This window comes from Neisseria chenwenguii (assembly GCF_002216145.1).
GTDB lineage: Bacteria > Pseudomonadota > Gammaproteobacteria > Burkholderiales > Neisseriaceae > Neisseria > Neisseria chenwenguii.
In genome coordinates this window covers 729,169-753,981 of record NZ_CP022278.1, presented here as the reverse complement: position 1 = coordinate 753,981, position 24,813 = coordinate 729,169, and the positions used below count along the sequence as shown (strand labels likewise).

Annotated in this window: 27 protein-coding genes and 3 tRNA genes; 12 read left to right on the top strand and 18 right to left on the bottom strand. The window is 55.1% G+C overall.

The window, feature by feature from the left end; genetic code table 11:
- Positions 1 to 43 precede the first annotated feature (43 nt).
- Positions 44 to 700 carry an Abi family protein gene (locus BG910_RS03695; protein ID WP_089035680.1) on the bottom strand — a complete coding sequence of 219 codons (657 nt, stop codon included), beginning with the start codon at positions 698 to 700 and terminating at the stop codon, positions 44 to 46.
- Between the two features lie 184 nt (positions 701 to 884).
- Positions 885 to 2,039 (bottom strand): lipid-A-disaccharide synthase, encoded by a 1,155-nt coding sequence (gene lpxB, locus BG910_RS03690; RefSeq protein WP_089037124.1) that lies wholly within the window; start codon positions 2,037 to 2,039, stop codon positions 885 to 887.
- Positions 2,040 to 2,328: 289 nt separating this feature from the next.
- Between lpxB and BG910_RS03685 the strand changes: the two genes are divergently transcribed.
- The gene (locus BG910_RS03685; RefSeq protein ID WP_089035679.1) at positions 2,329 to 2,697 is read left to right on the top strand and encodes an ACP-like domain-containing protein; all 369 of its coding nucleotides are present in this window, start codon (positions 2,329 to 2,331) and stop codon (positions 2,695 to 2,697) included.
- Between the two features lie 73 nt (positions 2,698 to 2,770).
- Here BG910_RS03685 and BG910_RS12945 read toward each other — a convergent pair whose 3' ends face one another.
- Both BG910_RS12945 and BG910_RS03680 read right to left on the bottom strand, forming a co-directional pair.
- Positions 2,771 to 2,902, bottom strand: a complete 132-nt coding sequence (locus BG910_RS12945; RefSeq protein WP_267897799.1) for a hypothetical protein — start codon at positions 2,900 to 2,902, stop codon at positions 2,771 to 2,773.
- A 106-nt stretch (positions 2,903 to 3,008) separates the two neighbouring features.
- Complete coding sequence (locus BG910_RS03680; protein ID WP_089035678.1) at positions 3,009 to 3,254, bottom strand: helix-turn-helix domain-containing protein; 246 nt, start codon at positions 3,252 to 3,254, stop codon at positions 3,009 to 3,011.
- A 150-nt stretch (positions 3,255 to 3,404) separates the two neighbouring features.
- Between BG910_RS03680 and BG910_RS03675 the strand changes: the two genes are divergently transcribed.
- Positions 3,405 to 3,749, top strand: a complete 345-nt coding sequence (locus BG910_RS03675; RefSeq protein WP_089035677.1) for a hypothetical protein — start codon at positions 3,405 to 3,407, stop codon at positions 3,747 to 3,749.
- A gap of 77 nt (positions 3,750 to 3,826) precedes the next feature.
- Here BG910_RS03675 and mnmG read toward each other — a convergent pair whose 3' ends face one another.
- From mnmG to BG910_RS03655, 5 genes are all read right to left on the bottom strand, one after another.
- Positions 3,827 to 5,722 (bottom strand): tRNA uridine-5-carboxymethylaminomethyl(34) synthesis enzyme MnmG, encoded by a 1,896-nt coding sequence (gene mnmG / locus BG910_RS03670; RefSeq protein WP_408633781.1) that lies wholly within the window; start codon positions 5,720 to 5,722, stop codon positions 3,827 to 3,829.
- A 306-nt stretch (positions 5,723 to 6,028) separates the two neighbouring features.
- Positions 6,029 to 6,595 carry an MBL fold metallo-hydrolase gene (locus BG910_RS03665; protein ID WP_232462232.1) on the bottom strand — a complete coding sequence of 189 codons (567 nt, stop codon included), beginning with the start codon at positions 6,593 to 6,595 and terminating at the stop codon, positions 6,029 to 6,031.
- Positions 6,596 to 6,633: 38 nt separating this feature from the next.
- The gene (locus BG910_RS12530; RefSeq protein WP_198344823.1) at positions 6,634 to 6,942 is read right to left on the bottom strand and encodes an MBL fold metallo-hydrolase; all 309 of its coding nucleotides are present in this window, start codon (positions 6,940 to 6,942) and stop codon (positions 6,634 to 6,636) included.
- Positions 6,890 to 7,825 carry an oxidoreductase gene (locus BG910_RS03660; RefSeq protein ID WP_157694018.1) on the bottom strand — a complete coding sequence of 312 codons (936 nt, stop codon included), beginning with the start codon at positions 7,823 to 7,825 and terminating at the stop codon, positions 6,890 to 6,892. Before BG910_RS03660 ends, BG910_RS12530 begins: the two co-directional genes overlap by 53 nt.
- 248 nt (positions 7,826 to 8,073) lie before the next feature.
- Entirely contained in the window at positions 8,074 to 8,487 is a 414-nt protein-coding gene (locus BG910_RS03655; RefSeq protein ID WP_089035674.1) for a tautomerase family protein, read from the bottom strand.
- 146 nt (positions 8,488 to 8,633) lie between these two features.
- Here BG910_RS03655 and BG910_RS03650 point away from each other — a divergent pair, with 146 nt between their 5' ends.
- From BG910_RS03650 to BG910_RS12725, 3 genes are all read left to right on the top strand, one after another.
- Positions 8,634 to 9,470: a LysR family transcriptional regulator gene (locus BG910_RS03650; RefSeq protein WP_089035673.1), complete on the top strand. Its 837-nt coding sequence runs from the start codon at positions 8,634 to 8,636 to the stop codon at positions 9,468 to 9,470.
- A gap of 496 nt (positions 9,471 to 9,966) precedes the next feature.
- Positions 9,967 to 10,323: a type 1 glutamine amidotransferase family protein gene (locus tag BG910_RS12730; protein WP_232462231.1), complete on the top strand. Its 357-nt coding sequence runs from the start codon at positions 9,967 to 9,969 to the stop codon at positions 10,321 to 10,323.
- Positions 10,324 to 10,359: 36 nt separating this feature from the next.
- Positions 10,360 to 10,494, top strand: coding sequence for a molecular chaperone (locus BG910_RS12725; RefSeq protein ID WP_232462230.1), 135 nt, complete (start codon positions 10,360 to 10,362; stop codon positions 10,492 to 10,494).
- Positions 10,495 to 10,556: 62 nt separating this feature from the next.
- Here the strand turns inward: BG910_RS12725 and pgmB are convergent, their stop codons facing one another.
- The 8 genes from pgmB to BG910_RS12715 form a co-directional block, all read right to left on the bottom strand.
- Complete coding sequence (gene pgmB, locus BG910_RS03640) at positions 10,557 to 11,222, bottom strand: beta-phosphoglucomutase (RefSeq protein ID WP_089035672.1); 666 nt, start codon at positions 11,220 to 11,222, stop codon at positions 10,557 to 10,559.
- A gap of 168 nt (positions 11,223 to 11,390) precedes the next feature.
- The gene (locus tag BG910_RS03635) at positions 11,391 to 13,646 is read right to left on the bottom strand and encodes a glycoside hydrolase family 65 protein (RefSeq protein WP_089035671.1); all 2,256 of its coding nucleotides are present in this window, start codon (positions 13,644 to 13,646) and stop codon (positions 11,391 to 11,393) included.
- A 12-nt stretch (positions 13,647 to 13,658) separates the two neighbouring features.
- Positions 13,659 to 14,648: an aldose epimerase family protein gene (locus BG910_RS03630; protein WP_089035670.1), complete on the bottom strand. Its 990-nt coding sequence runs from the start codon at positions 14,646 to 14,648 to the stop codon at positions 13,659 to 13,661.
- 212 nt (positions 14,649 to 14,860) lie between these two features.
- Positions 14,861 to 16,204, bottom strand: coding sequence for an SLC45 family MFS transporter (locus BG910_RS03625; protein ID WP_089035669.1), 1,344 nt, complete (start codon positions 16,202 to 16,204; stop codon positions 14,861 to 14,863).
- Positions 16,205 to 16,460: 256 nt separating this feature from the next.
- Positions 16,461 to 18,113, bottom strand: a complete 1,653-nt coding sequence (locus tag BG910_RS03620; RefSeq protein ID WP_089035668.1) for a hypothetical protein — start codon at positions 18,111 to 18,113, stop codon at positions 16,461 to 16,463.
- Positions 18,114 to 18,291: 178 nt separating this feature from the next.
- Entirely contained in the window at positions 18,292 to 18,510 is a 219-nt protein-coding gene (gene rpmE, locus BG910_RS03615) for a 50S ribosomal protein L31 (protein ID WP_089035667.1), read from the bottom strand.
- 166 nt (positions 18,511 to 18,676) lie between these two features.
- The gene (locus tag BG910_RS12720; protein WP_332457771.1) at positions 18,677 to 18,856 is read right to left on the bottom strand and encodes a superoxide dismutase family protein; all 180 of its coding nucleotides are present in this window, start codon (positions 18,854 to 18,856) and stop codon (positions 18,677 to 18,679) included.
- Between the two features lie 60 nt (positions 18,857 to 18,916).
- On the bottom strand, positions 18,917 to 19,195 hold the full coding sequence (locus BG910_RS12715) for a superoxide dismutase family protein (protein WP_232462229.1): 279 nt from the start codon (positions 19,193 to 19,195) through the stop codon (positions 18,917 to 18,919).
- A gap of 26 nt (positions 19,196 to 19,221) precedes the next feature.
- On the opposite strand from BG910_RS12715, the gene BG910_RS12145 reads away from it, so the two are divergent.
- Positions 19,222 to 19,428, top strand: coding sequence for a hypothetical protein (locus BG910_RS12145; protein ID WP_123805378.1), 207 nt, complete (start codon positions 19,222 to 19,224; stop codon positions 19,426 to 19,428).
- 137 nt (positions 19,429 to 19,565) lie between these two features.
- Here the strand turns inward: BG910_RS12145 and folD are convergent, their stop codons facing one another.
- Positions 19,566 to 20,417 (bottom strand): bifunctional methylenetetrahydrofolate dehydrogenase/methenyltetrahydrofolate cyclohydrolase FolD, encoded by an 852-nt coding sequence (folD, locus tag BG910_RS03605; RefSeq protein ID WP_089035666.1) that lies wholly within the window; start codon positions 20,415 to 20,417, stop codon positions 19,566 to 19,568.
- Between the two features lie 391 nt (positions 20,418 to 20,808).
- Between folD and BG910_RS03600 the strand changes: the two genes are divergently transcribed.
- The 6 genes from BG910_RS03600 to BG910_RS03575 all read left to right on the top strand — a co-directional run bounded on the left by BG910_RS03600 (position 20,809) and on the right by BG910_RS03575 (position 24,461).
- A tRNA-Pro gene (locus BG910_RS03600) sits at positions 20,809 to 20,886 on the top strand.
- A gap of 39 nt (positions 20,887 to 20,925) precedes the next feature.
- Positions 20,926 to 21,002: transfer RNA gene (locus BG910_RS03595), tRNA-Arg, on the top strand.
- Between the two features lie 11 nt (positions 21,003 to 21,013).
- A tRNA-His gene (locus BG910_RS03590) sits at positions 21,014 to 21,089 on the top strand.
- 221 nt (positions 21,090 to 21,310) lie between these two features.
- Positions 21,311 to 21,817, top strand: coding sequence for an adenylyltransferase/cytidyltransferase family protein (locus BG910_RS03585; protein WP_089035665.1), 507 nt, complete (start codon positions 21,311 to 21,313; stop codon positions 21,815 to 21,817).
- Complete coding sequence (locus tag BG910_RS03580; RefSeq protein ID WP_089035664.1) at positions 21,814 to 23,562, top strand: bifunctional biotin--[acetyl-CoA-carboxylase] ligase/type III pantothenate kinase; 1,749 nt, start codon at positions 21,814 to 21,816, stop codon at positions 23,560 to 23,562. Before BG910_RS03585 ends, BG910_RS03580 begins: the two co-directional genes overlap by 4 nt.
- The gene (locus tag BG910_RS03575; protein ID WP_089035663.1) at positions 23,559 to 24,461 is read left to right on the top strand and encodes a cell division protein; all 903 of its coding nucleotides are present in this window, start codon (positions 23,559 to 23,561) and stop codon (positions 24,459 to 24,461) included. The genes BG910_RS03580 and BG910_RS03575 overlap by 4 nt, the downstream gene beginning before the upstream one ends.
- The last annotated feature ends 352 nt before the right edge of the window (positions 24,462 to 24,813 follow it).

The following is a 24,813-nucleotide window of genomic DNA, read 5'->3' as shown; positions in this document are numbered from 1 at the left end:
TGCGGGATTCGCTTGGGGGGTCGTCTGAAAAAAGAGCGGCATTTTAAACCAAAGTGTTTTGCGGTTTTTGGTTGAGCAAAAATGCTAAATATCCGCTTCCCAACAATGAAAAACCATCGTCCCGTTCCATCCATTTTATAAAATCCTCACTTTGGCAGATTTTGATAAATAGCTGGATATTTTCATAATCTTTGTTCAAATCTCGACGATAAATAGGTTCGTGATGCGCGATGCGGTTTCTCAACATTCGGATTGCTTCGATTTGGGTATGTAGAAACTTTAAATTTTCAACAACCGTTTTACTTGAATCCAAGTTTGGAAATGCGGTCATTAAATGCTTGTTCCACAAGGAATTGGCATATCTTTTTGTCAGCAGATGCTGCCAAAAGGCAAAACTCAAATCTGCCACTACTTTTCCCGTCTGCTTAGATTTTGTATGTTTCAACCGGCTGTTTTGCAAGGTGTTTTTCGGGTTAAATCCCGAAGAAGGCAGCATCCGTCCAAAACCGTCTGCCCACGGCCATTGCGGGCTGTGAATCTGAATCAGCGTCGAATGAATTCTGTTCCTTAAAACGACTTCAACCATGCTCAGCCACGGGAAAAATGCGCTGGATACTGCCATATTCCAAATATAAAGCCGGCATGCTTTTTCTACATCATGATTGCAAAAAGATAAATATGTGCCAAACCTCTCACTCAGATAATGCGGTTTGAATTTCGGTGTGCAACATTTTCCCCTTTGTAAGTCACGACTTGACCCGAAAGGGGCAAGCTAATAAAATTCAAATGTTAGTTCGAGAGGATCGATGGGCTGGAAACAGTGTTATACCCTCACGAACGCGCGCTTACTGCCCTGTTGAGAAATCAACAGGGCTTTTTGCTTTTTAATGCGCAGATTTCGCCTCTTCCAATACCGCCGCTGCCGCCAGTTCGGCGGTATTTTTTTTCAACATCAGATGCAGCTGTTCGAAATCTGCTTCCAGCGCGGCGACGGCTTCGGGGTGGTCGTACCATTGGGTTACGGCGGCGGCGAGTTTGTCGGGGGTGGCGTCGTGTTGCAGCAGTTCGGGCACGGCTTCTTTGCCGAGCAGGATGTTGGGCAGACCGACGTGCTGCACCTGCACTTTGCGTTTCACATACGCGTAAGTCAGCGCGGCGAGTTTGTAGCTGATGACCATCGGCCGCTTGCACAGCGCGACCTCCAGCGTTGCCGTGCCGCTTGTGACCAATACCGCGTCGGCGGCGGTACAGGCGGTGGCGGCCTGTTTTTCCAGCATTTTGATCGGCAGTTTGGCGAACTCGGGCTCTGCAAGGATTTCCGTCAGGCGCGCGGTGGCGGCGGCGGTGGCGGCGGGAAGCAGGAACTGCGCGTCGGGATAGCGTTGCAGAAGCAGCGAGGCCGTTTGAAAAAACAGCGGTGCCATGCGGTTGATTTCGCCCATGCTGCTGCCGGGCAATACGGCGAACACGGTTTTTTCAGACGGCAGTCCGAGTATTTCGCGCGCGGCGGTGCGGTCGGCTTTGAGCGGCATGGTTTCGGCCATCGGGTGTCCGACAAATTCGGCCTTGCCGCCCGCATCGAGGTAGAGCTGCGGTTCCATCGGGAAAAGGCACAGCACGCGGTTGACCTGCCGGATAATCGTGTTCACCCGCTCGCGCCGCCACGCCCACACAGACGGGCTGACGTAATGCACCGTCGGAATGCCCGCCGCTTTGAGCTTTTCCGCTACGCCGAGGTTGAAATCGGGCGCGTCGATGCCGACGAACACGTCGGGGCGGATGTCGGTAAGCTGCCGCACCAGCCCTTTGCGGATTTTCAGAATTTCGGGCAGATGGCGCAGCACCTCCACAATCCCGCGCACGGCGAGTTTTTCCTGGTCATACAGGCTCTCAAACCCTTCCGCAATCATGCGTGCACCGCCGATGCCGACGAAGCGGGCGTTCGGGCAGCGTTGTTTGAGGGCTTTAATCAGATGCGCACCGAGCAGGTCGCCCGAGGCTTCGCCGACACAGACGGCGATGGTAAGCGGTTTGTCCATAATCTTTTTCAACATCGGAAACAGGGGGATTTTAGCAGGAAACGCTTTTAGGAGGTCTGCAGGGCGGTGTGTAAAACCGCAACACGGGATGATGGCGTTTTTCCCTGTCCGGGCAGATAAACCGTTTCAGTTTTAACGGTATAACGGATTGTTCTGCCAAGACATACTGATTTTGTGCCGTGAGGCGGATTGCGAAACTTACCGAAAGTTTACCTTGAGCCCGCCGGTGCGCCGTTTCGGACATGCTATATTGACATTTCCTGCAACCCTTTCCTCAAAGGAAAACAAAATGAAAAAAGTATCCGTGATTCTGTTCGCCGCTCTTGCGGTTATGGCGGGTGCCGCCGCACAAGCGGCGCCAAGCACGTCTGTGCAATATGCCTGCCAGAACGGTAAACGTGTAACCGTAAGTTACAGCTTCAACCGGCAGGAACTGCCGACCAAAGCCGTCGCTGTCGTTAACGGCAAACGCCGCATCATGCCGATCAACCTTGGCCGCAGCGACAACATCGATACCTTTTTCGGCAAAGACGGCGGTTACCGCCTGGTCACGTCCTACATGGACCGCAAAAACTTCCGAACCCTGCCCGTCATGATTACCGACAACCGCGACCGCATCGTCTTTAAAGACTGCGAACCGCGCCGTGCCCGTTATTGATTTGACTGATGGAAAAGGCCGTCTGAAAACATGGTAACAGGTTTTCAGACGGCCTTTTTCTGTCGGCAGCGGCTTAAATCTTACATGCGCCTCCGGCGCAGTTGTCGTCTTCGCTTTCCGCGTCCACTCCTCCCTCGACGGCTACGCCTTCAAAGTCGCCGAGCAAGTCGTCCAAATTGTCCAAATCAAAGTCTTGTTCGCTCATGGTTGGTTCCTGCCAGATAAAAATACGGTTTTCGTAATATGGGTTCGGTTGCGGCGTTATCAAGTTTTCAACCGCCGCAACTGCCGCCAGCCTCCGCCTGCTTTTTCTATTTAATCGGCAACAAATCCTGTTTCAGCATTTCCTCCAAAGGCATTTCCAGCGCATCGGCGATTTGCCCCATGACATCAATCGAAATAGCCCTGCTGCCACGCTCGATTTCGCAGACATAGGTTTTGCTGATGTTGGCAGAAAAGGCCAGTTCTTCTTGCGACAACTCTTTCAGACGGCGTATCTGCCGCATATTTTGCGCAAAAATCAGACGGTAACGATGCGGTGCGTGTGTTTTTTCCATATGGCTGAGTATGGAAAATAACCGATGCATCAACAATAAACTAAAATCAATATAAATTAAATTATAGTTGAATTTATAATGTTGAAAGTTTATACTTAACCAACTATCATGAGATAGTTAATTCATCACATTATTTTAAAGGAAACGAAAATGACTTATGCAAACCAAAATGGCGGCAATCCGAATTGGCCGAGCAAAACAGGGAATCCGTCAGGCGGCGGACGCGGTAACAATCCGCCGTCGGGTCAGGAGAAAAAAATAATGATTCGGTTCGTATATTTGGCAGCGGCCGCATTGCTCTTTTCCGGTTGTGCCACACCGCAACCTTACAAATATTGGGGTAAAGAAGGGGTATCTGCTCAGGCTGCGAAAGATCAATTGGGATATTGCCGCCATGATGTCGGTGCCAGCCATTTGGAAAAAACGCAGGCAAATAAATTGGTTGCATACTGTATGCGTGCCAAAGGCTATACGGAGATGACAGGTTATCGTTGAATAACGCTAATAATAAGGCCGTCTGAAATTTTCAGACGGCCTTACGCATTTTGCAACGGCAAACTTAAACGGCAAAACTATTTTGCGTCTTTAAACCCGCGCTTCAAATGCACCATCAACAGAGCCACCGCCGCAGGCGTAACACCCGAAATACGGCTGGCTTGGCCGACGGTTTCGGGGCGGTGCTGGTTGAGTTTCTGCTGCACTTCGGCGGACAAGCCCTTCACTTTGGCGTAGTCGATTTCGGACGGCAGTTTCAGGGTTTCGATGTCGCGGCGTTCGGAGATTTCTTCGTTTTGGCGGTCGATGTAGCCTTGGTATTTCACTTGGATTTCCACCTGTTCGACCACGTTTTCAGACAGGCTTTCAGACGGCATGGCGCCTTCCAGCGTCATCAGCGCGGCGTAGTCGAGGTTGGGGCGGCGCAGCAGGTCGTGCAGGTTGGCTTCGCGGGCGAGTTTTTGGCCGAATACGCGGATTTGCTCGCTTTCGGGCAGCTTTTGCGGCGTGTACCAAGTGGTTTTCAGGCGTTGGATTTCGCGCTCGACGGCTTCGCGTTTTTCGTTGAACGCGCGCCATTGGGCTTCGCCGACCAGGCCGATTTTGTGGCCGTCTTCGGTCAGACGCATGTCGGCGTTGTCTTCGCGCAGTTGCAGGCGGTATTCGGCGCGGCTGGTGAACATGCGGTAGGGTTCGTTCACGCCTTTGGTAATCAAATCGTCCACCAACACGCCCAAGTAAGCCTGTTCGCGGCGCAGCAGCAGCGGGTCTTGTCCGCGCACGAACTGCACAGCGTTTGCACCGGCCAGCAGGCCTTGCGCGGCGGCTTCTTCGTAGCCGGTGGTGCCGTTGATTTGGCCGGCGAAAAACAGGCCGGCGACGGTTTTGGTTTCCAGGCTGGCTTTGAGGTTGCGCGGGTCGAAATAGTCGTATTCGATGGCGTAGCCCGGGCGCAGAATATGTGCGTTTTCAAGGCCTTTCATGCTGCGCACGAGCGCAAGCTGGATGTCGAACGGCAGGCTGGTGGAGATGCCGTTGGGGTAGTATTCGTGCGTCGTCAGGCCTTCGGGTTCGAGAAAAATCTGGTGACTTTCCTTGTCGGCGAAACGGTTGATTTTGTCTTCGATCGACGGGCAATAGCGCGGCCCCACGCCTTCTATTTTGCCGGTAAACATGGGGCTGCGGTCAAAGCCGCTGCGGATAATCTCGTGTGTTTTCAAGTTGGTATGCGTAATCCAGCACGACACCTGGCGTGGGTGCATCTCCGCGTTGCCGCGCACGGAAAATACGGGAACGGGCGTATCGCCGGGCTGTTCGGTAAGCTGCGAAAAATCGATGGTACGGCCGTCGATGCGCGGCGGCGTGCCCGTTTTCAGACGGCTTTGTGGCAGCTTTAATTCTTTCAGACGGCCTGACAAGCCCTGCGCGGCAGGGTCGCCCGCGCGTCCGCCCGCGTAGTTTTCCAAACCGATATGGATTTTGCCCGCCAGAAACGTACCCGCGGTCAGCACTACGGCGCGGGCTTTGAACTCCACACCCATCGCGGTTTTCACGCCCGACACGCGTTCGCCGTCCAGCGTGATGTCTTCCACAGCCTGTTGAAAGAGTTCGAGATTTTCTTGGTTTTCCAGCATCTCGCGGATAGCGGCTTTGTACAAAATGCGGTCGGCCTGCGCGCGCGTGGCGCGAACCGCCGCACCTTTGCTGGCGTTCAGGCGGCGGAACTGGATGCCCGATTTGTCGGTCGCCAAGGCCATCGCGCCGCCTAGCGCATCGACTTCGCGCACAAGGTGGCCTTTGCCGATGCCGCCGATGGACGGGTTGCACGACATTTGGCCGAGGGTTTCGATGTTGTGCGTGAGCAGCAGCGTCTGCGCGCCCATGCGCGCGGCGGCCAGCGCGGCTTCGGTACCGGCGTGGCCGCCGCCGACGACGATGACGTCGTAGGTTTTGGGGTAAATCATGCGTTTCAACTTTACGGGTGGATTTCAGACAGGCATTGTGCCGTCTGAAAATAGCAATGCCTGTCTGAAAAATATTGAGTAATCAGAAAAATAGGCCGAATTGTACGCTTTTTTAAGAGGGCGGTAAAACGGTGGGGCGGGCACAGGTTCCGCCCGCTGCGGGCGGTGCGGCCGTTTGGAAAAGCCAAACACCCCGACATTTTCCTGAAAATGGCAACGTTCCACCAAAGGCAATATTGGAATGCCGTCTGAAAAAATCATTTTTTCAGACGGCATCGGGTTCAGGGGGGCTTTCAGCCTGCCGGAAGCTCCTTTTTAATGCTTATCAAACGGACGATATTGCACAGGAATCCAGCGATAACCCTTGCCGTCTTTTTCCATTTGAATATGCCCCAATCCCGGGAACGGCAAATGCGCGCCTGCCACTAAAATTTTGCTGGCGGCGACTTTCGGCAAAAATTCCTGACGGGTTTTGCGGGCGGCATCGGCGTTGGCATCAAACTCAATCGCCACCTCGGGGTGTGCCATCTGTACGGCGTGGTTGTGCATGATGTCGCCCCACACCAGTATTTTTTCGCCTTTCGACGTAAATTCAAAACCGCTGTGTCCTGGAGTGTGGCCGAATAGGGGAATGGATTTCACGCCTGCAAGCACTTCGCCGCCCGAATTGTAGTATTTCACTTTGCCTGCTTTGATATACGGCTCAACCGCATAATGCGCCAATTTCACATAGGGCTGAATTTCGGCAGGCAGTTTGGCAATCGGCGTGTCAATCCAGAATGCTTTTTCCTGATTGGGCAGGTACACGGTGGCGTTTTTGAAGACGCGTTTGCCTTTGTGCACGATGCCGTTGATGTGGTCGGCGTGCATATGGGTCGGCAAAATAATGTCAATTTGGCTCGGTTTGTAGCCAGCCGCTTTCAGGCTGCTAATAAACGCCCTTGTTTGTCCAAGAAAATCGGGGCTTCGGTTTCGCCTTTGCCTGCGTCAATCAAAATCAAATAATCGCCTGTATTGACCAAAAAGGCGATGATGGTGCCTTCCAAGCCGCCCAATTCGCTGCGTGGGGTAAATTCATGGTCAAGCGTCGCGTCTAATTCGGCTTTGCTGAACGTGGTGTATTGGGTCATCAGCGATGAATCTAAATTGCCCACGCCGTCATACAAAGCGGTTACTTCAAAATCGCCCACCATTTGGCGGAAATAGCCGGGAACTTGGGTTTTCTGCATTTTGACTGCGTTTTTGGAGGTCGGGGTCAATCAGCACCATAGTGGCGGCGGACGCGATGTCGGCGTATTCGGTAACGGCTTCCAAGATTTTATCGGGGCTGGTCAAATCGCCCGATGCCAACACCAGCGCACGTCCTGCCAATTTTTCTTTAATTACTTTGTTAATCGCCTGCCCCATATATGCGCCTGCTTTGGGCGCGGCGGCGAAGCTGCGGATGCCCGATTGCGAAACGTTGAAATAGTCCACGCCCAATTTCGCCACTTCGTCAATCAGATACAAGGCTTCGTCAAAGGTAAAGCCGTTGCCTTCGCGGTGGATTTCTTCGGGCGAAATGCGGTAGCCCAAAATGAAATCGGGTTTGGCGTATTGCCGAATCACAGCTTTAATGCGTTTTACCACTTCCAAGCCGAAGCGTGCGCGGTTTTCAAGGCTGCCGCCCCATTGGCCGTTGCGCACATTGGAAACGGCGGAAAAGAATTGATGAATCAGATAGCGGTTGGCACCGTGAATCTCAATGCCGTCAAAACCCGCGTCAATCGCCCGTTTGGCGGCGGCAGCGAAATCGTTCAGCGTTTCTTCGATTTGCGCTTCGGTCAAACCCGTTACGGGATAATCCAGAAATTTGTATTCTTTGGTGCTGGCGCTGTATGCCACGCCTTTTTCTTTGTAGGTAACCGACGCGCGGTAGCCTGCATGAAACAGTTGCACCACGGCGCGGTTGCCTTTGGCTTTCATCACGATGGCCAATTTTTTCCAGCCATCAAGCAATTCGTCTTTATGCAGTTTCAAGCCGTTGCCGTAAGCATCGCTGTATTCGGAAACAGCGGTCGCCCCTGTGATAAGCAGGTTGCCTGAATCGTTGCGGCGTTCCCAATACGCCAAATCGTCTGCGCCGATTTCGCCGTTGAATTCAGAGCCGACACGACCATCGGCCCTTGGGTAAAACGGCTGGCAATGGTTGTGCCGTTGGGGAAAGTTACGGGTTCAAATAATTTGTTGAATTTTGGATTCATTTGTGGTCTCCCTGTGTAGCAGTGAATAATGTGTGTGATGTAAACAGCGGTGCCAATCGGTTTTCAGGCAGCATGAACAGCTTGCCGACCGTTTGCGCCGCTGTTCTTTATCGTGGCTTAACGCATTCTTTTTGCCATCGCTTCGGCATCGTCGGTCATGATTTTACCGCCGCCGAAGCTCATGTTTTCCATTGGCAGAGCGTAAATCAGCAACGCAATATCATCTTGTCCGATACCGACTTTTTCCACCGCATACTTGGTAACCAATTCGGTTAATTTGCGTTTTTCTTCCAGCGTGCGCGTGGTGCTGACATCCACGGTAACAATCATGCGTTTATCCGTGCGGTTCATATTGGGAAAGGTCGGATGGATAAACAGGTTGTCTTCCGAATGCTCGTTAATCACGACAAATTGGTCGTCTTCCGGCGCATTCAGCGCATCGTGCAGCGCTAAAACAAAGGCATCGGCAAGAGCGGCTTTTTGTTCTTTGGTGAATTTTCCGGCAGGAACATGGGCGTTAAATACAGGCATTTTCGTCTCCAAAAATAAATGGGTTGTTGAAATGGCAATCTGTTTTGAACTGACTGCCGAACTGACGAAGCGAGTTGTGTCTATATTTTTTGCATAAAAACAGCAATAAAATGCAAAACAGTGATTATTTATACACAACATAAACCATGAATTTAGACTGGAACGACATCCACTATTTCCTGTTATTAGTGGAAAAGCAAACCCTTACCGCCACCGCCGCTGCTTTGCAAGTAGAACACAGCACCGTATCGCACCGCATTGAACGGCTGGAAAAGCAGCTGGATTTGCACCTGTTTGACCGCATCAACAAACGCTACCTGCTCACGGCGGACGGCGAGCGCTTGTATGCCGAAGCCAGAAAATTGCAGTTCAACGTGTGCCAATTCGCCCAAGCTGCGCAGGACAGCCGCCAAGCCGTTACGGAAGTATCCGTTTCCGTGCCGCCCTTTGTCGCATATGCCCTGATTGCCTCCCGTTTGGCGGAATTTTATCGGCGCACCGACACGATTCGGCTGGTGTTAAGCAGCAACACAGCCATCAGCAGCCTGCACCAACGCCAAGCCGACATCACCCTGCGCTTCGCCCTGCCCGAACAAAACGATTTGGTCGTCCGACGCCTGCGCGACGTGCATTACGGCTGGTTCGCCCACCGCGATTACGCCCGAAACACCCCCGAAACCGATTGGCAATACATCCGCTTCGCCGTGGACGGCTTGCGCAGCGAATGGCTGAAAAAACAGCTTGCCGACAAAAACATCCGCTTCGCCTGCAACGATTTCGCCGTGATGAAATCCGCCGTACGGCAACAATTAGGCGTAGGCTGGCTGCCCTTTGAATACGGCGAAACGGCTGATTTTGTGCGCGTTCACACCGATGAAATATTTTCAGGCAGCCTGCATTTGGTGATGCACGAAGACGTGCGCCACAGCCAAAAAGTTCGGGCGGTGGCGGATTTTTTGGGGGAGGTTTTGGGTAGGAAATAGGGTGTTCTGACGACCTGAAATGCCTGTCTGAAAATAGTGAGGATTCAAGAAGAACAGGCTGATATTTTTACGGGAAGCAGCGGCGCAGGTTTTACGCAGACTTGGGCGGTTTGCCGTTTTCAGACAGGCATCGTGGGTGTAATCCGCGCTCCATCTGTTTTAAGTAATCAAACGACATGACCGAACCGAGCAAACCCCCCGTACCCGACCGCGCGGAATACAACGCCTATTTCCCCTCCGAATATTTCCTGAGCCAATATACCGCGCCGAAAACCGATTTCAAAGGCGTGCAGTTTGCCGAACCCTGCCGCGGCGGCAAGTACAGTGCTGATGATTGCCGCCGACGAGCGCTATCTGCAAATGCAGAACGGCAAACTTTTCTCCACCGGCAACCACTCCGTCGAGACCCTGCTACCCATGCTGCACATCCACGAAGCCGGCTTCGAAATCGAAGTCGCCACCCTGTCGGGCAACGCCGCCAAATTCGAATGTGGCGATGCCGCAGGAAGACGAAGCCGTTTTGAACATTTTCCAAACCTACCTGCCCAAGCTGCAAAAACCGCACAAACTGGCCGACATCCTGCCGCAGGTTTTGGCCGAAGATTCGCCCTGCACCGCCGTATTGATTCCCGGCGGCCACGGTGCGCTGAACGCCATTCCCGAAAGCCGTGAAGTCGCGCAGGTGTTGGAGTGGGCGGTGGCGAACCGACGCTGCATCATCACCCTCTGCCACGGTCACGCCGCGCAAGAGGGAAGTTTCCCGTTTGCCGGTTACCGACTCTGCGTGTTCCCCGACGCGCTTGACGAGGGCGCCAATATCGACATCGGCTACATGCCCGGCCGTCTGCCCTAGCTGGTTGCCGAACGCTTGCAGTCGCTCGGCATGACCGTGTTGAACGATGGTATCACCGGCCAAGTCCGCCAAGACCGCCTGCTGCTTACCGGATACAGCCTGCTGGCTGCGAACAATCTGGGCATTCTCGCGGCGGATGTGCTGCTGAAAGATGCGGCGGAGCGCGGGTAAAACGGTTGAAGAAAACAGGCCGTCTGAAAAAACTTTCAGACGGCCTTTTATATGCAGACGCTTCAACCGCGGGCGTTTGCCCAAACTTTTTCCAGATAGGCCAAAGTGAGTTTGGCGGTATCGGGAACGAGGGCGATGTCGCTGCCCAGGTCTTCGGCTTTGCCGACGCCGACGGGCAGGGCGCCGGCGGATTTGATGGCTTGGATGCCGGCGGAGGCGTCTTCGATGCCGAGACATTGCCCGATCGGGGTGTGCACGCCTTCGGCGGCGGCGAGGAAGATGTCGGGTGCTGGTTTGGATTGGGCGACGGCGGCGGGGTCGGCGATGGCGCCGAAGTAGGCGGTCAGACCCATGCATTCGAGCAGGAAGGGGCCGTTTTTGCTGGCGGAGGCCAGGGCGATTTTTTTGCCGGCGGCTTTGAGTTCGTCGAGCAGCGGCAGGATGCCGGGATAGACGTCGGCGGGGGTGATGGCGGCGATCATTTCGACGTAGTTGTCGTTTTTGCGTTTGGCGAGTGCGGCGAATTCTTCGTCGCCGACGGTTTTGCCGCCGTGGGCGAGGATGCGTTTGAGCGAGTCTTCGCGGGAAACGCCTTTGAGGGTTTCGTTGAATTTGCGGTCGATGCTGATGCCGATTTCTTCGGCCAGCTTTTTCCATGCGCGGTAGTGGTATTCGGCGGTATCGGTGATGACGCCGTCGAGGTCGAATAATACGGCTTGGAAGGTCATGGGGAGCTCCTTGTGTTTTGTTCTGCCGGCGTTTCAGACGGCCCGGGCGTTTTGCCCTCTTCCCGGCCCTCCCCTGCGGGGGAGGGAGCGGGTTGCGGTTGTTCGGGCGCCTGTTTGGTTTTCAGACGGCCTTGTTTGAGCGTTCGGGCCGTCTGAAAACTGCCGGCCTTATTTCTTCAGCGCGGTGGCAAAGCTGTTTTCCAGTTTGACGGGTTCGCCGTAAACGGACAGTTCGAGCGCTTCGCCTTTGAGCAGGGTGAGTTTGACTTCGGTGCCGACTTCGACTTTCAGCAGCCGGCCGCGGTAGTTGATGTGGAAGGCGTAGCCTTTCCATGCGGTGGGCAGAAAGGGGGCGAAACTGAGGCGGCCGCCCCAGGTTTTCATTTGGGCGAAGCCTTGTACGATGGCGAGCCACGAGCCGGTCATCGAGGTGATGTGCAGGCCGTCGTCGGTGTCGTTGTTGTAGTTGTCCAAATCGAGGCGGGCGGTGCGTTCGTACATTTCGACGGCTTTTTCGCCTTTGCCCAATTCGGCGGCCAAAATGGCGTGGATGGAGGGCGAGAGCGAGCTTTCGTGTACGGTCATCGGCTCGTAGAAGTCGTAGTTGCGGCGTTTTTCGTCGAGGCTGAATTTGTCGCCGAAGAAATAGATGCCCTGCAAAACGTCGGCCTGTTTGATAAACGGAGAACGCAGGATTTTGTCCCACGACCATTTTTGGTTGAGCGGCAGGTCGTCTTTTGAGAGCGCGGAAACTGGGCGCAGGTCTTTGTCGAGGAAGCCGTCGTGTTGGACGAATACGTTGAGCTCTTGGTCAAACGGCAGGTACATTTTTTCGATGATGTCGTTCCATTTGGCCAGTTCGTCGGCGGAGACGCACAAATCGGGACGCGGGTATTTGGCCAGCGCGTCGCGGGTGTAGGTTAAGACCCACACGGCCAGCGTGTTGGTGTACCAGTTGTTGTTGATGTTGTTTTCGTATTCGTTGGGGCCGGTTACGCCGTGGATCATGTATTGGCCGTTGCGTTTGGAGAAGTGGACGCGGTCGGCCCAGAAGCGGGCGATTTCGACCAGCACTTCCAAGCCTTCTTTGGCCAGATAGGTTTCGTCGCCGGTGTAGTTGGTGTAGTTGTAAATCGCGTAGGCAATGGCGCCGTTGCGGTGGATTTCTTCAAAGGTGATTTCCCATTCGTTGTGGCACTCGATGCCGGTAAACGTCACCATCGGGTATAACGCGCCCGCCAAGCCTTGTTCGCGCGCGTTGTGCTGCGCTTGGGGGAGCTGGTTGCGGCGGTATTGCAGCAGGTTGCGGGTTACTTGCGGCTCGGCCAATGAGAGGTAGAGCGGAACCGCGTAGGCTTCGGTGTCCCAATAGGTGGCGCCGCCGTATTTTTCGCCGGTGAAGCCTTTCGGGCCGATATTGAGACGGGCGTCTTCGCCGTAATAGGTGGAGAAGAGTTGGAACAGGTTGAAGCGGATGCCCTGCTGCGCTTCGTCGCTGCCTTCGATGACGACGTCGGCGATTTCCCAACGGCGTTTCCAGCTGTTTTCATGCGCGGCGAGCAGGTCTTCGAATGTTTCGTTTTTGATTTTCGCAACCAGGTCGCGGCCTGCGGCTTCGACGGCGGCCAAGCCTTGATAGTCGCGGCTGGTGGTGACGATAACGCGTTTTTCAAATGCTTTGGCTTCGCTGCCGGCTTCGGCTTCGAATACGTTGCCGACCTGCCAGTCGGCAGCGGTTTGCGCGGTTTCGGCAAAGTCTCCGGCAAACACCTGATGCGCGTTGACGATGAATTGTTCTACGCCGAAAGGGTTTTCCACGGTTTGGCTGGCGATGTGCGATTCGCCCGTTTGGGCGGCTTTGTCCAACACTTGCCAGAATTTGCCCTCGTAGTTGGAATCTTCGTTTTTTACGTCGGCGTCAATCAGCGATTCGATGCGCACTTTGTGGGTTTTGCCGTCGGCGGAAACTACGTCCCAACGCAGTACGGCCAGCTCTTTTCGGGCGACGGAGAAGAATTTGGTCAGATCAAATTTCACGCCGGATACGGTAAAGCTGCGGCGCAATACGCCTGTCTGCATATTCAGGGCGACGGAAAAGTCGGACACTTGGTTTTTCGCCAAATCCACTTCGCTGCCGTCCACAAAAATTTTCACTTTTGCGAAATTGACGGCGTTGATGGCTTTGCCGAAGTATTTCGGATAACCGTTTTTCCACCAGCCCACGCGGGTTTTGTCGGGGAACCACACGCCGGCGATGTAGGTGCCCAAATGGCTGTCGGCGGAATAGCTTTCCTCAAAGCTGCCGCGTGCGCCCATGTAGCCGTTGCCGATGCTGGTCAGGCTTTCCTGTAAGCGTTTGTGTTCGGTTTCCAGCTTTTGCGAACGGATAATCCAAGGATCGGTTTCCATAATTCGTGTGTACATTTTTCGCTCCAATCAAAGGGTTTCAACTTGAAAAATCATTTCGGATTGATGGGTTTCGCCCGCATTCAGGCGGATGTTGCCGAATTCGGGGATGTTGAGGCTGTTGGGCAGGGTTTGCGGCTCGGTCGCCAGCGCGTTATACACGCCCGCGTCGTGTTGCGGAATGTCGGCGGGCGAAGCGGTGAACACGACCAAGCCGTTGCGGCTGCTGAAAATATTGATGCGGCAGTCCGAATGTTCCAATACGGCAACGGGCGCGGCCAGATCGGGGCGCACGCGGTAGGCTTCGTCGAAGCCTTGTTTCACGTTGTTTTTACGCAGGTTTTCCACCGCTTCGGCAAGATTGATGCCGTCTGAAAAATCAAACAGCGGATTGGCATCAAATTCGCCCGTCGGCACATTATCGTCTTTTAAAACCGCACGTTCGCCGTGCGGAATTCTGAACGATGCGCCCGCCAAGTTCGGCGCAAGTTGCCAGTAAATATGCATGGTCGGGTCGAACACCGTATCGCCCAAGGCTTCGGCGTGATAGCGGATGCTCAGGCGGTTTTCGTCGTCAAGACGGTAGAAGATGCGCAAATCCAAATCGTTGGGGAAACCGTCTTCGACTTCGCGCACGACGCTGCGCAGCACCAATTCCGTATCATCGGCGGACTCGACCGCAAACAGGCGCGTTCCCAAGCCTTTGCTGCCGCCGTGCAAAGTATTGCCGCGCTCGTTGGCTTCAACGCGGCAGGTTCTGCCGTTCAATTCAAACGCCGCGCCGCCGATGCGCCCCGCGACACGGCCGATTTGTTTGTTAATTTGAAACGGGTTTTCCGCGTAGTCTTCGGCGCGGCCAAACGCGACCACCAGATTTTTGCGGGTATGGCCGTCTGAAACGGAAAACTCCTGCACGATGCCGCCGAGCGTCAGAATGCCGGCGCGCGTACCGTGTTTGTTGGTTAAAGTGTATTTTTCGACGGTTTGCCCGCCGACGGTGCCGAAAGGTTGGGTTTGCATGAGGAACTTTCATTAGGAAACAGGTTTTGGATGCCGTCTGAAAATGTACGGTTAGCGCGGCTTTTTGCGCGTAACCGTACGCAAAGTTTGATACCGATGTGAAACAGGCTTCCGTACGGTTACGCCGCTTGGTGCGGCTAACCGTACCTACTGAAAATAAAGCCGTCCGAAAACCCGTTTACCGCGATCGGATTTTCAGACGGCCTGTCGGTTTACTGATGCGTTTCTTTAATCACAAACACCGAGAACGCGCCCAGCAGCAGGGCCACGGCAGCAACGAGGAACATACTGCCCTGATGGCTGCCCAACAGCGGGAACAGCGCGAAGCTCACCAATGACGCGACAATCTGCGGCATACAGATGGAGCCGTTGAACAAGCCCAAGTAGGTACCCATGTGTTTGCCTGAGAGTGCGTTGGTCACGATGGTCAGCGGATAGGTCAGAATGCCCGCCCATGCGATGCCGACCAAGATATAGGAAACCACCAGCGCGTATTGGTTGGTCACGAAAAATACCGAAGCGAAGCCGATTGCGCCCAGCAGCAGCGTGGCGAAATAGCCTTGTTTGTTGCGTTCGGCAGGGATTTTCGCCAGCACATACGAGCAGGCGACGGCAGCAACGGACTGTACGGCCGACAATACGCCGAACCAGTTGCCCGCGGCCTGATAGCCGGCGGAAGCCGCATCGGTTGTGCCCCACACGTTTTCCGCAATCGCGCCGGCGGAGTAAGTCCACAAATATTGGAACGCAAACCAGCAGAAAAACTGCACCAGCGAAACCGTCCAGAAGGCCTTCGGCGCTTCTTTCAGGAGGGTGAACCAGTTGGCTTTCTCTTTATTGGCGTCAGTTGAAATACCGTGGTAGCGCGCGTAGGTTTCGGGGTCGTATTCCTTCACTTTCATGATGGTCAGCGTGCTGGTAAACACCAACAGCGCCGCGCCCAGATAGAAAGCGACGACCACGGTTTGCGGCACTTCGCCTTTGGCCGCCACGTTGCTCAAACCGACGGCGGCAAACACAAACGGCAGAATGGTGGCAATCACCGCGCCCGTGTTCGACAGAAAACTCTGGATGCCGTAGGCGTAGCTTTTCTGCTTGTCGTTGACCATGTCGCCGACCATCATTTTAAACGGCTGCATCGCCATATTCGACGAAACGTCCAAGAGCGCAATCATCAGCGCGCCGAACAGCAGCGCGGAAGTTACGCTCAAGCCCAAGCTGCCCGAATTGGGCAGGAAAATCATCACCAAAACCGCGATAACTGTGCCGTAAATCAGATAGGGCAGACGTCGGCCGCCCAGCTTCGGCATCCAAGTGCGGTCGGAGAAATGGCCGACAATCGGCTGCACAATCATGCCGAACAAGGGCGGCAGAATGAAAAACCAGCCCAGCGAATGCGGGTCGGCACCCAGCGTTTGGAAAATACGGCTCATCTGCGAGCTTTGCAGCGCAAAGGCCGTCTGAACGCCCAAAAAGCCGAAACTGAGCATCCAAATCATGCTCTTGGACAAATCGGGCAGGCCGTGTTTCACGGGCGTCTGTTTGAAATCGGACATGATGTTCTCCTGCGGTTTTGAAAAGTTGCCGTGATTCTAAAATGCGGCAAAACGGACGCCAAGAAATTTGTCGGAGGCGCTTGCGGCAAGTCAAAGGAAATGTGAAATTTTGTTTCGTGTAGAATCAAAAAAATGGGAAGCAAATGCGGGAATTTAGGTGTTTGGCTGTAATTTAATGAAAATAAAGCAGGCCGTCTGAATACTTCGATTACGCTCAGTAACCGAATTTCAGACGGCCTGTCTATTTGCGCGATGCTTACCGCCCCCTTTCCAACAGCGCGAATCCCTCAACCTTGTTGCGCGGGCGTGCGCCCTGCCAGAGTTTTGTCCAGCCTGCGGGCGCGGCGGTGTCTTTGGGTTGCCGCACCAAGCGGTAGCGGCAGCCGTCGTTGCCTGCGCTCAAGGGCAGTTTGCTGTATTGCGTCCATGCGATGCGGGTGCGCTGGTCGTTTGCGTCTGTGCCGATGCATTCTTGGCCGTCTGAAAATTGCGCACGTTGTTGCGGCGTCAGCGCGGCTTCCATTTGCTGAACCACGGTGCGGTAGCTTTTGGCAGCGTCGAGCCAGGGCAGGAACAGGGTCATCAAAAGCGCCCAAGCGAGGGTTACGCCCGCCGCCCAGTTGGTCACGGCTTGGCGGCCACGGATGTTTTTACGGGTAATCGCCAGCAGCCACAGCGGGGTGAACAGGATGGCGACCACCATCGGCATCGGGGCGATGTCGGGCGTGTAAAACGGACTGAAGTAGGCGGCGCGTTCGGCGAGTTTGGCGGGGAAACCGAAGTTCATCGCAAAAAAGCCGATCCACAAAAACGCGGCAAACAGGCCGAAGGCCATGATGCCGAACCAGTTGAGGAACGCCGCCGCGCCGCGCCGCAGGCCGTCGAGTTGCGCCGCGCCGAGCAGCGCCAGCGGCGGCAGCAGCCAGACAAGGTTGTCTTGGTAGGTGTGCGGATTCAAAACCAGCAACATGCCCGCCACCGCCAGCCATGCGGTGCTCAATACGCCCCAGCGGCTGTTGCGGAAACCGGTGCGCGTCAGCGTCCAAACCGCCAGCGGCCAGGCGGGGAAGGCAAACCAGAGTAGGTTGCGCAGGTAGTAAAACAGGTTGAAGGCCGTCTGAAAATCCGTCAGGCCGCCGTAACGTCCCCAAAAATGACTGTCCAGCCAAACGGCAAACAAATCGGGACGGGCGCTGCGCAGGGCCAGCGGATAAACCGTCATCAGCGGCAGCGCCACCGCCAGCGCACCGATTAAGGTAACGTAATAGCGTTTGAACCGCCATTGGCGGCTGATCGGCAGCGCGGCCGCGGTCAGCATCAGCGCCAGCGGCAGCAGGAAACCGGCGGAAACCGACAACAGCGCCCAGCCGCCCCCCATCAGCAGCGCGGCGGCAATCACGCGGCGGTGTGCCAGCGAAAAGCCGTACAAAACCATGCCCAGCGCGGCGAACACGGGCGATACGCCGCCCATCAAGTGCGCCATCTGAAGCAGCCCCGCGCAGCCGATGAGAATCAGCACCACGCTGCGCCCGTGCGGACGGCCTAAAAAGTTAAACCCCGCCATGCCGCAGGAAGTCAGACCGATAACGGTAAAAATCACGCTGGCAAACCGCGCGGCGGCATAGGCATCGGCCGCCCACGGCGCAAACAGGTTCTGAAACGCCGCCGCCACCCAAAGATAAACGGGCGAAATGCGGAATTCGGGCTGGCCGAAAATTTCCGCCACGAAAGGCTGCGCGCCGTTTTTCAGCGATTCGGCCGCCGTCAGCAAAACCGGCTCGGACGGGTTCCACAAATCGTGCGAAAACACCCCCGGCCACAGCCAGGCAAACGCCATCAGCAGCAGCAGCCAAGGTTTTTCGCGGGTTTGGACGGTCTGTCGGGATTCAGGGGGGGTATAGGTCAGCATCGGCGGAAAATCGGAATCGTGCGGTTAACAAGACGGGTAGTGTAACAAATTCCTGCGCGTATCGGGCGGAGAAGGGATTGAGCGGGTAGGGCGGCGTTTGGGCGGGAGGGGAAAAGAGGCCGTCTGAAAAACAAAAAAAGACTGCCGAAGCAGTCTTTTCCTTCCAACCTGTTGCAGATTAACCGCGTTTGAACAGGTTGCCGAATTTGTTGTTGAATTTGTCCACACGGCCGGTGGTGTCGACGATTTTTTGCTGGCCGGTGTAGAACGGGTGGCACAAAGAGCAAACCTCGATGTTGAAGCTGTCTTTTTCCATAGCGGATTTGGTCACGAATTTGTTGCCGCAAGAGCAGGTAACATTGACTTCGTGGTAGTTCGGGTGGATACCTTGTTTCATTTGATTTCCTTTTCAGTTAAGCGGGTACAGGGGTTTTGCCTGTACTTCAGGACAAGCGGAGGATTATTGCTGTTTTTTGCTGTTGCGTCAAGCAGATGTTGCGCGCCGCAGTAGGGCATGAGGCCGTCTGAAAACGGAATTTCAGACGGCCTTGCCGTTTCCAAAATCAGCGGATAACGCCGCAGTATTTGCGCGCGCCGCCGCCCAGCGCAGCGGGTTGGTCGCTGTAATTGTCGCCGCCGGCGTGAATCATCAGCGAGTGGTTGCGCAGGGTGTTGATGTTTTTGATGCGCGGCGCGACAACGGGTTGGGCGTTGCCTTTGGCGTCAACTGCCAGCGCGGGCAGGTCGCCGAGATGGCCGCTGTCGTCCCACGGGCCTTTGTGGGCGTTGGTTTTCTTCGGATCTCAATGGCCGCCTGCGCCCAATCCTTCGACTTTTTTGCCGTCTTTTTCCGCCGCTTCGCAGCTCGGTTTTTCATGAACGTGGAAACCGTAAATGCCGGCTGCCAGTCCGCGGATTTTCGGGGTAAATACGGCGCCGTACTTGCTTTGGCTGATGCGTACTTCGCCGACAACCTGATTGCCGTCGGCAACACTCAACAGCGAAACGGGTACGGTAATCTCGTTTTGGGCGTGAGCCGCAGCGGCACAGCACAATAATGCGGCGGTAAGCAGTTTTTTCATGTTTTCTTCCTTTATAAATATAAAAAATGATTGGGGGCAGGGGGCATTTAGACGGCAGGCCGTCTGATGCTTCGACTACGCTCAGCACAGGTGCTTCGATGGTTGGTGAGCGTAGTCGAACCACTACGTTCAGCAGCCAAGTTTCAGACGGCCTGAGACCGTTGCAAAAATCAGAATGGCCGTCTGAGTCCTTCACAGACGTCATTCCCGCGCAGGCGGGAATCTACGGTTAAGTACAGACAATGTATTGTTTTAAAATGAGTTTCAGAAAATCAAACGTGGATTCCCGCCTGCGCGGGAATGACGCCGGTTGAAGAGACTGAACCGTTTCAGACAGCATTTTTTGCAAAAGTCTCGGCCTGTCGGAAGATTAGTCGTGCAGTTCGGCTGCGTGCAGCGTGTTTTCCAACAGCGTGGCAATCGTCATCGGGCCGACGCCGCCGGGCACGGGGGTAATCATGGCGGCGCGCTCTTTTGCGGCGTCAAATTCCACATCGCCGCACAGGCTGCCGTTTTCCAAGCGGTTGATGCCTACGTCGATCACGACTGCACCCGGTTTGATCCATTCGCCTTTGACGAAGTTCGGAATACCGACGCCTACCACCAAAATATCTGCCGCACCGACTTCCTCGGACAGATTCTGCGTGGCGCTGTGGCAGACGGTAACGGTTGCGCGGGCGAGCAGCAGTTCCAAAGCCTGCGGGCGGCCGACGATGTTGGATGCGCCGACAATGACGGCTTTTTTGCCTTTCGGGTCAACGCCGTAGGCTTCCAAAAGCGTCATCACGCCTTTGGGGGTGCAGGGGCGCATCAGCGGCATTTTGACCGCCAGGCGGCCGACGTTGTAAGGATGAAAACCGTCCACGTCTTTGTGCGGCAGGATGTGTTCCAAAATCGCCTGACTGTCGATGTGCGGCGGCAGCGGAAGCTGGACGAGAATGCCGTCCACCTTGCTGTTTTCGTTTAATTCTACCACCAAACCGAGCAGCTCTTCCTGCGAAGTTGAAGCGGGCAGTTCGTAAGATAATGATTTGATGCCCGATTTTTCGCAGGCCAGTTTTTTGTTGCGCACATAAACCGCGCTGGCGGGGTCGTTGCCGACTAAAATAACCGCCAAACACGGCGTATGCAGCCCGTCGGCAGCGCGTTTTTCAACGGCTTGGGCGACTTTGGCGAGGCGTTGCTGGGAAATTTCTTTACCGTTAATCAGTTGGGCGGTCATGGCGGTCTTTCTTTAAATATAGAGGGAAATCATGAAATTGTTGACAATTATCGCATTTTTTGGCGCGTTTTGGCAGCGCGATTTTTCAGACGGCCTGAGGCCTTTGCAAAAAAGCTGGAGTCCTTGGGAAACGCTTGTAGAGGCGGGTTTTACACCTGCCTGTAAATCTGCAACTTGCTGAAAAAAATAAATGTTTCTGAAACGGTTAACGTTTTGGCGGGTGTAAAACCGCCCCTACAAACAGGTGTTACTTATTTTTGTAAAGGCCTCGGCCTGGTTCGGAAAAATAAATTCCAAGTAAAAATAAGCGGCTAATTTCAATTTTATGCAGAAAATGCGCGCAATCGGTTGACGCTTTTTTTAAATCTCTGTATATTTCGCAACTCCAAGTCGGGGCGTAGCGCAGCCCGGTTAGCGCATCTGCTTTGGGAGCAGAGGGTCGTGAGTTCGAATCCCACCGCCCCGACCACTTAAAAGTTCAGTTTACCTTTGGTACGAAACGGCAAGAGCGCCCGTAGCTCAACCGGATAGAGCACCGACCTTCTAAGTCGGGGGTTACAGGTTCGATTCCTGTCGGGCGTGCCAAAAAGTTTACGGTGGCTATAGCTCAGTTGGTAGAGCCCCGGATTGTGATTCCGGTTGTCGTGGGTTCGAGCCCCATTAGCCACCCCAGATAAAGCCCGCATAGCAATATGCGGGCTTTTCCCTTTTAATGTTTTTATGCTTGGGCATTTTGATTTTCAGTTTTCAGACGGCATCGACAAAAAACCACCAAAACGCGCCCATGCCGTCTGAAAAAATCCCGCAACGTTTTTCAGACGGCCTTCGGCTTTGCCTTTTCAAGATGCTTGGGTATCATACCGCTTGTTCCCAACCAAACACGGAAGTTCAAAATGGATTCATGGCCTCTGCCCGATTTCGAACGCAAAATCTGCCCGCCCGAACAGCTTACCGAACGGCTGGCCGCGCTGCCGCACCCGCTGGTGTTTACCAACGGCTGTTTCGATATTCTGCACCGCGGCCATGTCACTTATCTGGCACAAGCGCGTGCGACGGGGGCGGCGATGGTGTTGGCTTTGAACACCGATGCTTCGGTGCGCCGCCAGGGCAAGGGCAGCGACCGTCCGATTAATCCGCTGGAAAACCGCACGGCGGTGGCAGCGGCGTTGGCGAGTGTGGATTTGGTGACGTGGTTTGACGACGATACGCCCGCGGCGCTGATTGAGCTGGTCAAGCCCGACATTCTGATTAAAGGCGGCGACTGGGCGGTGGAAAACATTATCGGTGCGGCGGAAACGCTGGCACGCGGCGGAAAAGTGTATTCGATTCCGTTTTTACACCAAACTTCGACCACGAAAACGCTGGCCAAAATCCGCGCGGCGGAAGCGGGGACGCCATGACGCTCAAGCCGCAGCATTGGCAGGTTTTGGCCGAACTTTCAGACGGCCTGCCGCAACACGTTTCCCAGCTTGCCCGTTTGGCGGGCGTGAAGCCGCAGCAGCTCAACGGATTCTGGCAGCAGATGCCGCCGCACATCCGCGGCCTGCTGCGCCAGCACGACGGGCAGTGGCGGCTGGTGCGCCCGCTGGCGGTGTTCGCCCGTAATGAAGTGGAAAAAATCGGGCAGGCACACGGTTTTCAGACGGCCTTGCTCGACGAATGCGTTTCCAGCAACGACGAAATACTGGAACTGGCGCGCCAATCGCCCGATGCCGCGCACAAAGCCCTGCGCGTGGCGCATTGCCAAAGCAAAGGGCGCGGGCGGCAGGGGCGGAGCTGGCAGCACCGTTTGGGCGAGTGTCTGATGTTCAGCTTCGGCTGGGCGTTTGAACGACCGCAACACGAATTGTCCGCACTTTCGCTGGCCGCGGCGCTGGCCTGCAACCGCGCGTTGGCCAAATTGGGTTTGAACACGCAGATTAAGTGGCCGAACGATTTGGTGGTCGGCCGCGACAAATTGGGCGGGATTTTGATTGAAACCGTGCGCAGCGGCGGTAAAACCGTGGCCGTGGTCGGCATCGGCGTGAATTTCGTGTTGCCCAAAGAAGTGGAAAACGCCGCTTCGGTGCAGGCGCTTTTTCAGACGGCCTCACAACGCGGCGCGTCGGCGGCGCGGCTTTTGGATGCGCTTTTGGGCGAGTTAAACAGCTTGTTTGCGCAATTTGAACGCGACGGTTTCGCGCCTGTTTTGGCTGATTATCAGGCCGCCAACCGTGATCACAACCGCCCCGTTTTATTGTTGCAGGACGGCAAAGTCATCTACGAAGGCATCGCAGCGGGCGTGGACGCGCAGGGCGCGCTGCTGCTGGATACGGCGGCGGGCAGGAAAACCGTGGTGTGCGGCGAAATCAGTCTGCGTCCCAACGACAATCCGCTGCCGGCGGAAATTGTGCGCAGCGGGCGCTGTCTGCTGCTCGACGGCGGTAACAGCCAGCTCAAATGGGCGTGGGTGGAAAACGGCAGTTTTACCGAAGTCAGCCGTGCGCCTTACCGCGATTTGAGCAGTTTGGGCGACGACTGGGTGGCGCGCGGGAACGGCGATGTGCGCATCGTCGGCTGCGCGGTGTGCGGCGAAGCAAAAAAAGCGATGGTGGAAATGCAGATCGGGCGCGATGTGGAATGGCTGCCGTCGATGACCGAAGCGTTGGGCGTGCGCAACCATTACCGCCATCCTGAAGAACACGGCGCCGACCGCTGGTTTAACGCGCTGGGCAGCCGCCGTTTCAGCAAAAACGCCTGCGTGGTCGTGAGCTGCGGCACCGCCGTGACCACCGACGCGCTGACCGACGACGACCATTATCTCGGCGGCACCATTATGCCCGGTTTCCACCTGATGAAAGAGGCGATGGCTTTGAAAACCGCCAACCTCAACCGCGTCATCGGCAAAGTGTATCCTTTTCCCACCACCACTTCCAACGCGCTCGCCAGCGGCATGATGGACGCGGTATGCGGCGCGCTGATGCTGATGCACGGCCGTCTGAAAGCCAAAGTCGGCGTCGGAAAACCGGTTGACGTCATCATTACGGGAGGCGGTGCGGCTAAGGTTGTGCAGGCCTTGCCGGAGTCATTTGTTTTGGACAATACAGTTAAAATTGTAGATAATCTCGTTATTTACGGCTTACTCAACTGGATAGAACAAGAATGAAATGGCTCTTCGCCGTGCTGGTTGCGCTCAACATCATTGTTTTCGGTGGCATGGTGGCGCACCGTATGACAGACAAACATCAAACCGCCGCTGTTTCGCCTTCAGACGGCGGCAAACAAGAATTAGCGCGCCCGCAATCGCTGGGCACTTCGTCCGCTAACAATTCCCCCGCTACGCCCGACTGGATTGCCGCATCGGAAACCGCTGCTGCTTCCGAACCCGCGCCTGAAGCGGTTTTGACTGCGCCTGCGGCTTCTGCTGCAAACACCGAGCAGGTGCAGAAAGCGCAACTGCAAAAAGAGCAGGAAGCCAAGCTGGCACAGGAAAAGGAAAAACGCGAGCGCGAGGAAAAAGCCCGCCGCGAAAAAGAAGCGCGTGAAAAAGCGTTGGCAAAAAACAACATGCCGTCTGAAAAAACACCGGCCGGCAACTGCGCCAGCGCCGCGCATATTTCGATGGACGAAGACGATTACCATCGCATCAAAGGCTTGCTGACCCGCTGGCCGCATGCCGCCAGCCGCAGCGTGGAAAAACGCGGTGCGCAAACCGCCGCCAAAACGGCGAAAACCTTCCGCGTTATGCTGCCGTCTGACGGCGATGCGATTGCCAAACTGGCCAGTCTCAACGACAAAGGCTTTTCCGCTTCGATTTACGAGGGCGGAATCAGCGTCGGCGTCGTGCGCAGCCGCTCGTTTGCACAGGTTTTGATTTCCCGCTTGTCCGGCGCAGGTTTCGGTGGTGCGCGGATTGTCGAGCAGGAAGAAAAAGGCGCGTCAGACAGCGGCCAAAGCGTTTCGCGCATGAACGTGACGTTTATGGCGGTGGACGCAAAAACCTTGCAGGACATCCGAGATGTGGTCGGCCGCTACGGCAACCTGAGCGTGAAAGGCTGCAAATAAACTGTTGTTTGAATGGAAAAACAGAGGCCGTCTGAAAACTTCTGCCGAGTGCGGCGGCGGTTTTCAGACGGCCTCAAACACAAAACCCGCTTGGCGATTCAAGCGGGTTTTGTGTTTCGGTTTTGAGTATCTGATAAAGGGAACAGAATGTTTCGTATACGCGCGCTCCGTTAAAAAAGGTCGGGAAAAAAAAGAGGGGGATAATCAATCGTTTAATGGCCCGGCGCTTAGGAAGGCGACCGAGTGAAAGTCATTATACGCTAATAGAAATTATTATCAATAGTAAAACAGAAAAATAAGCCGATGATTTGATAACTTTTTGAAAAAACGGAAAATTCAGTTTGTAATCATG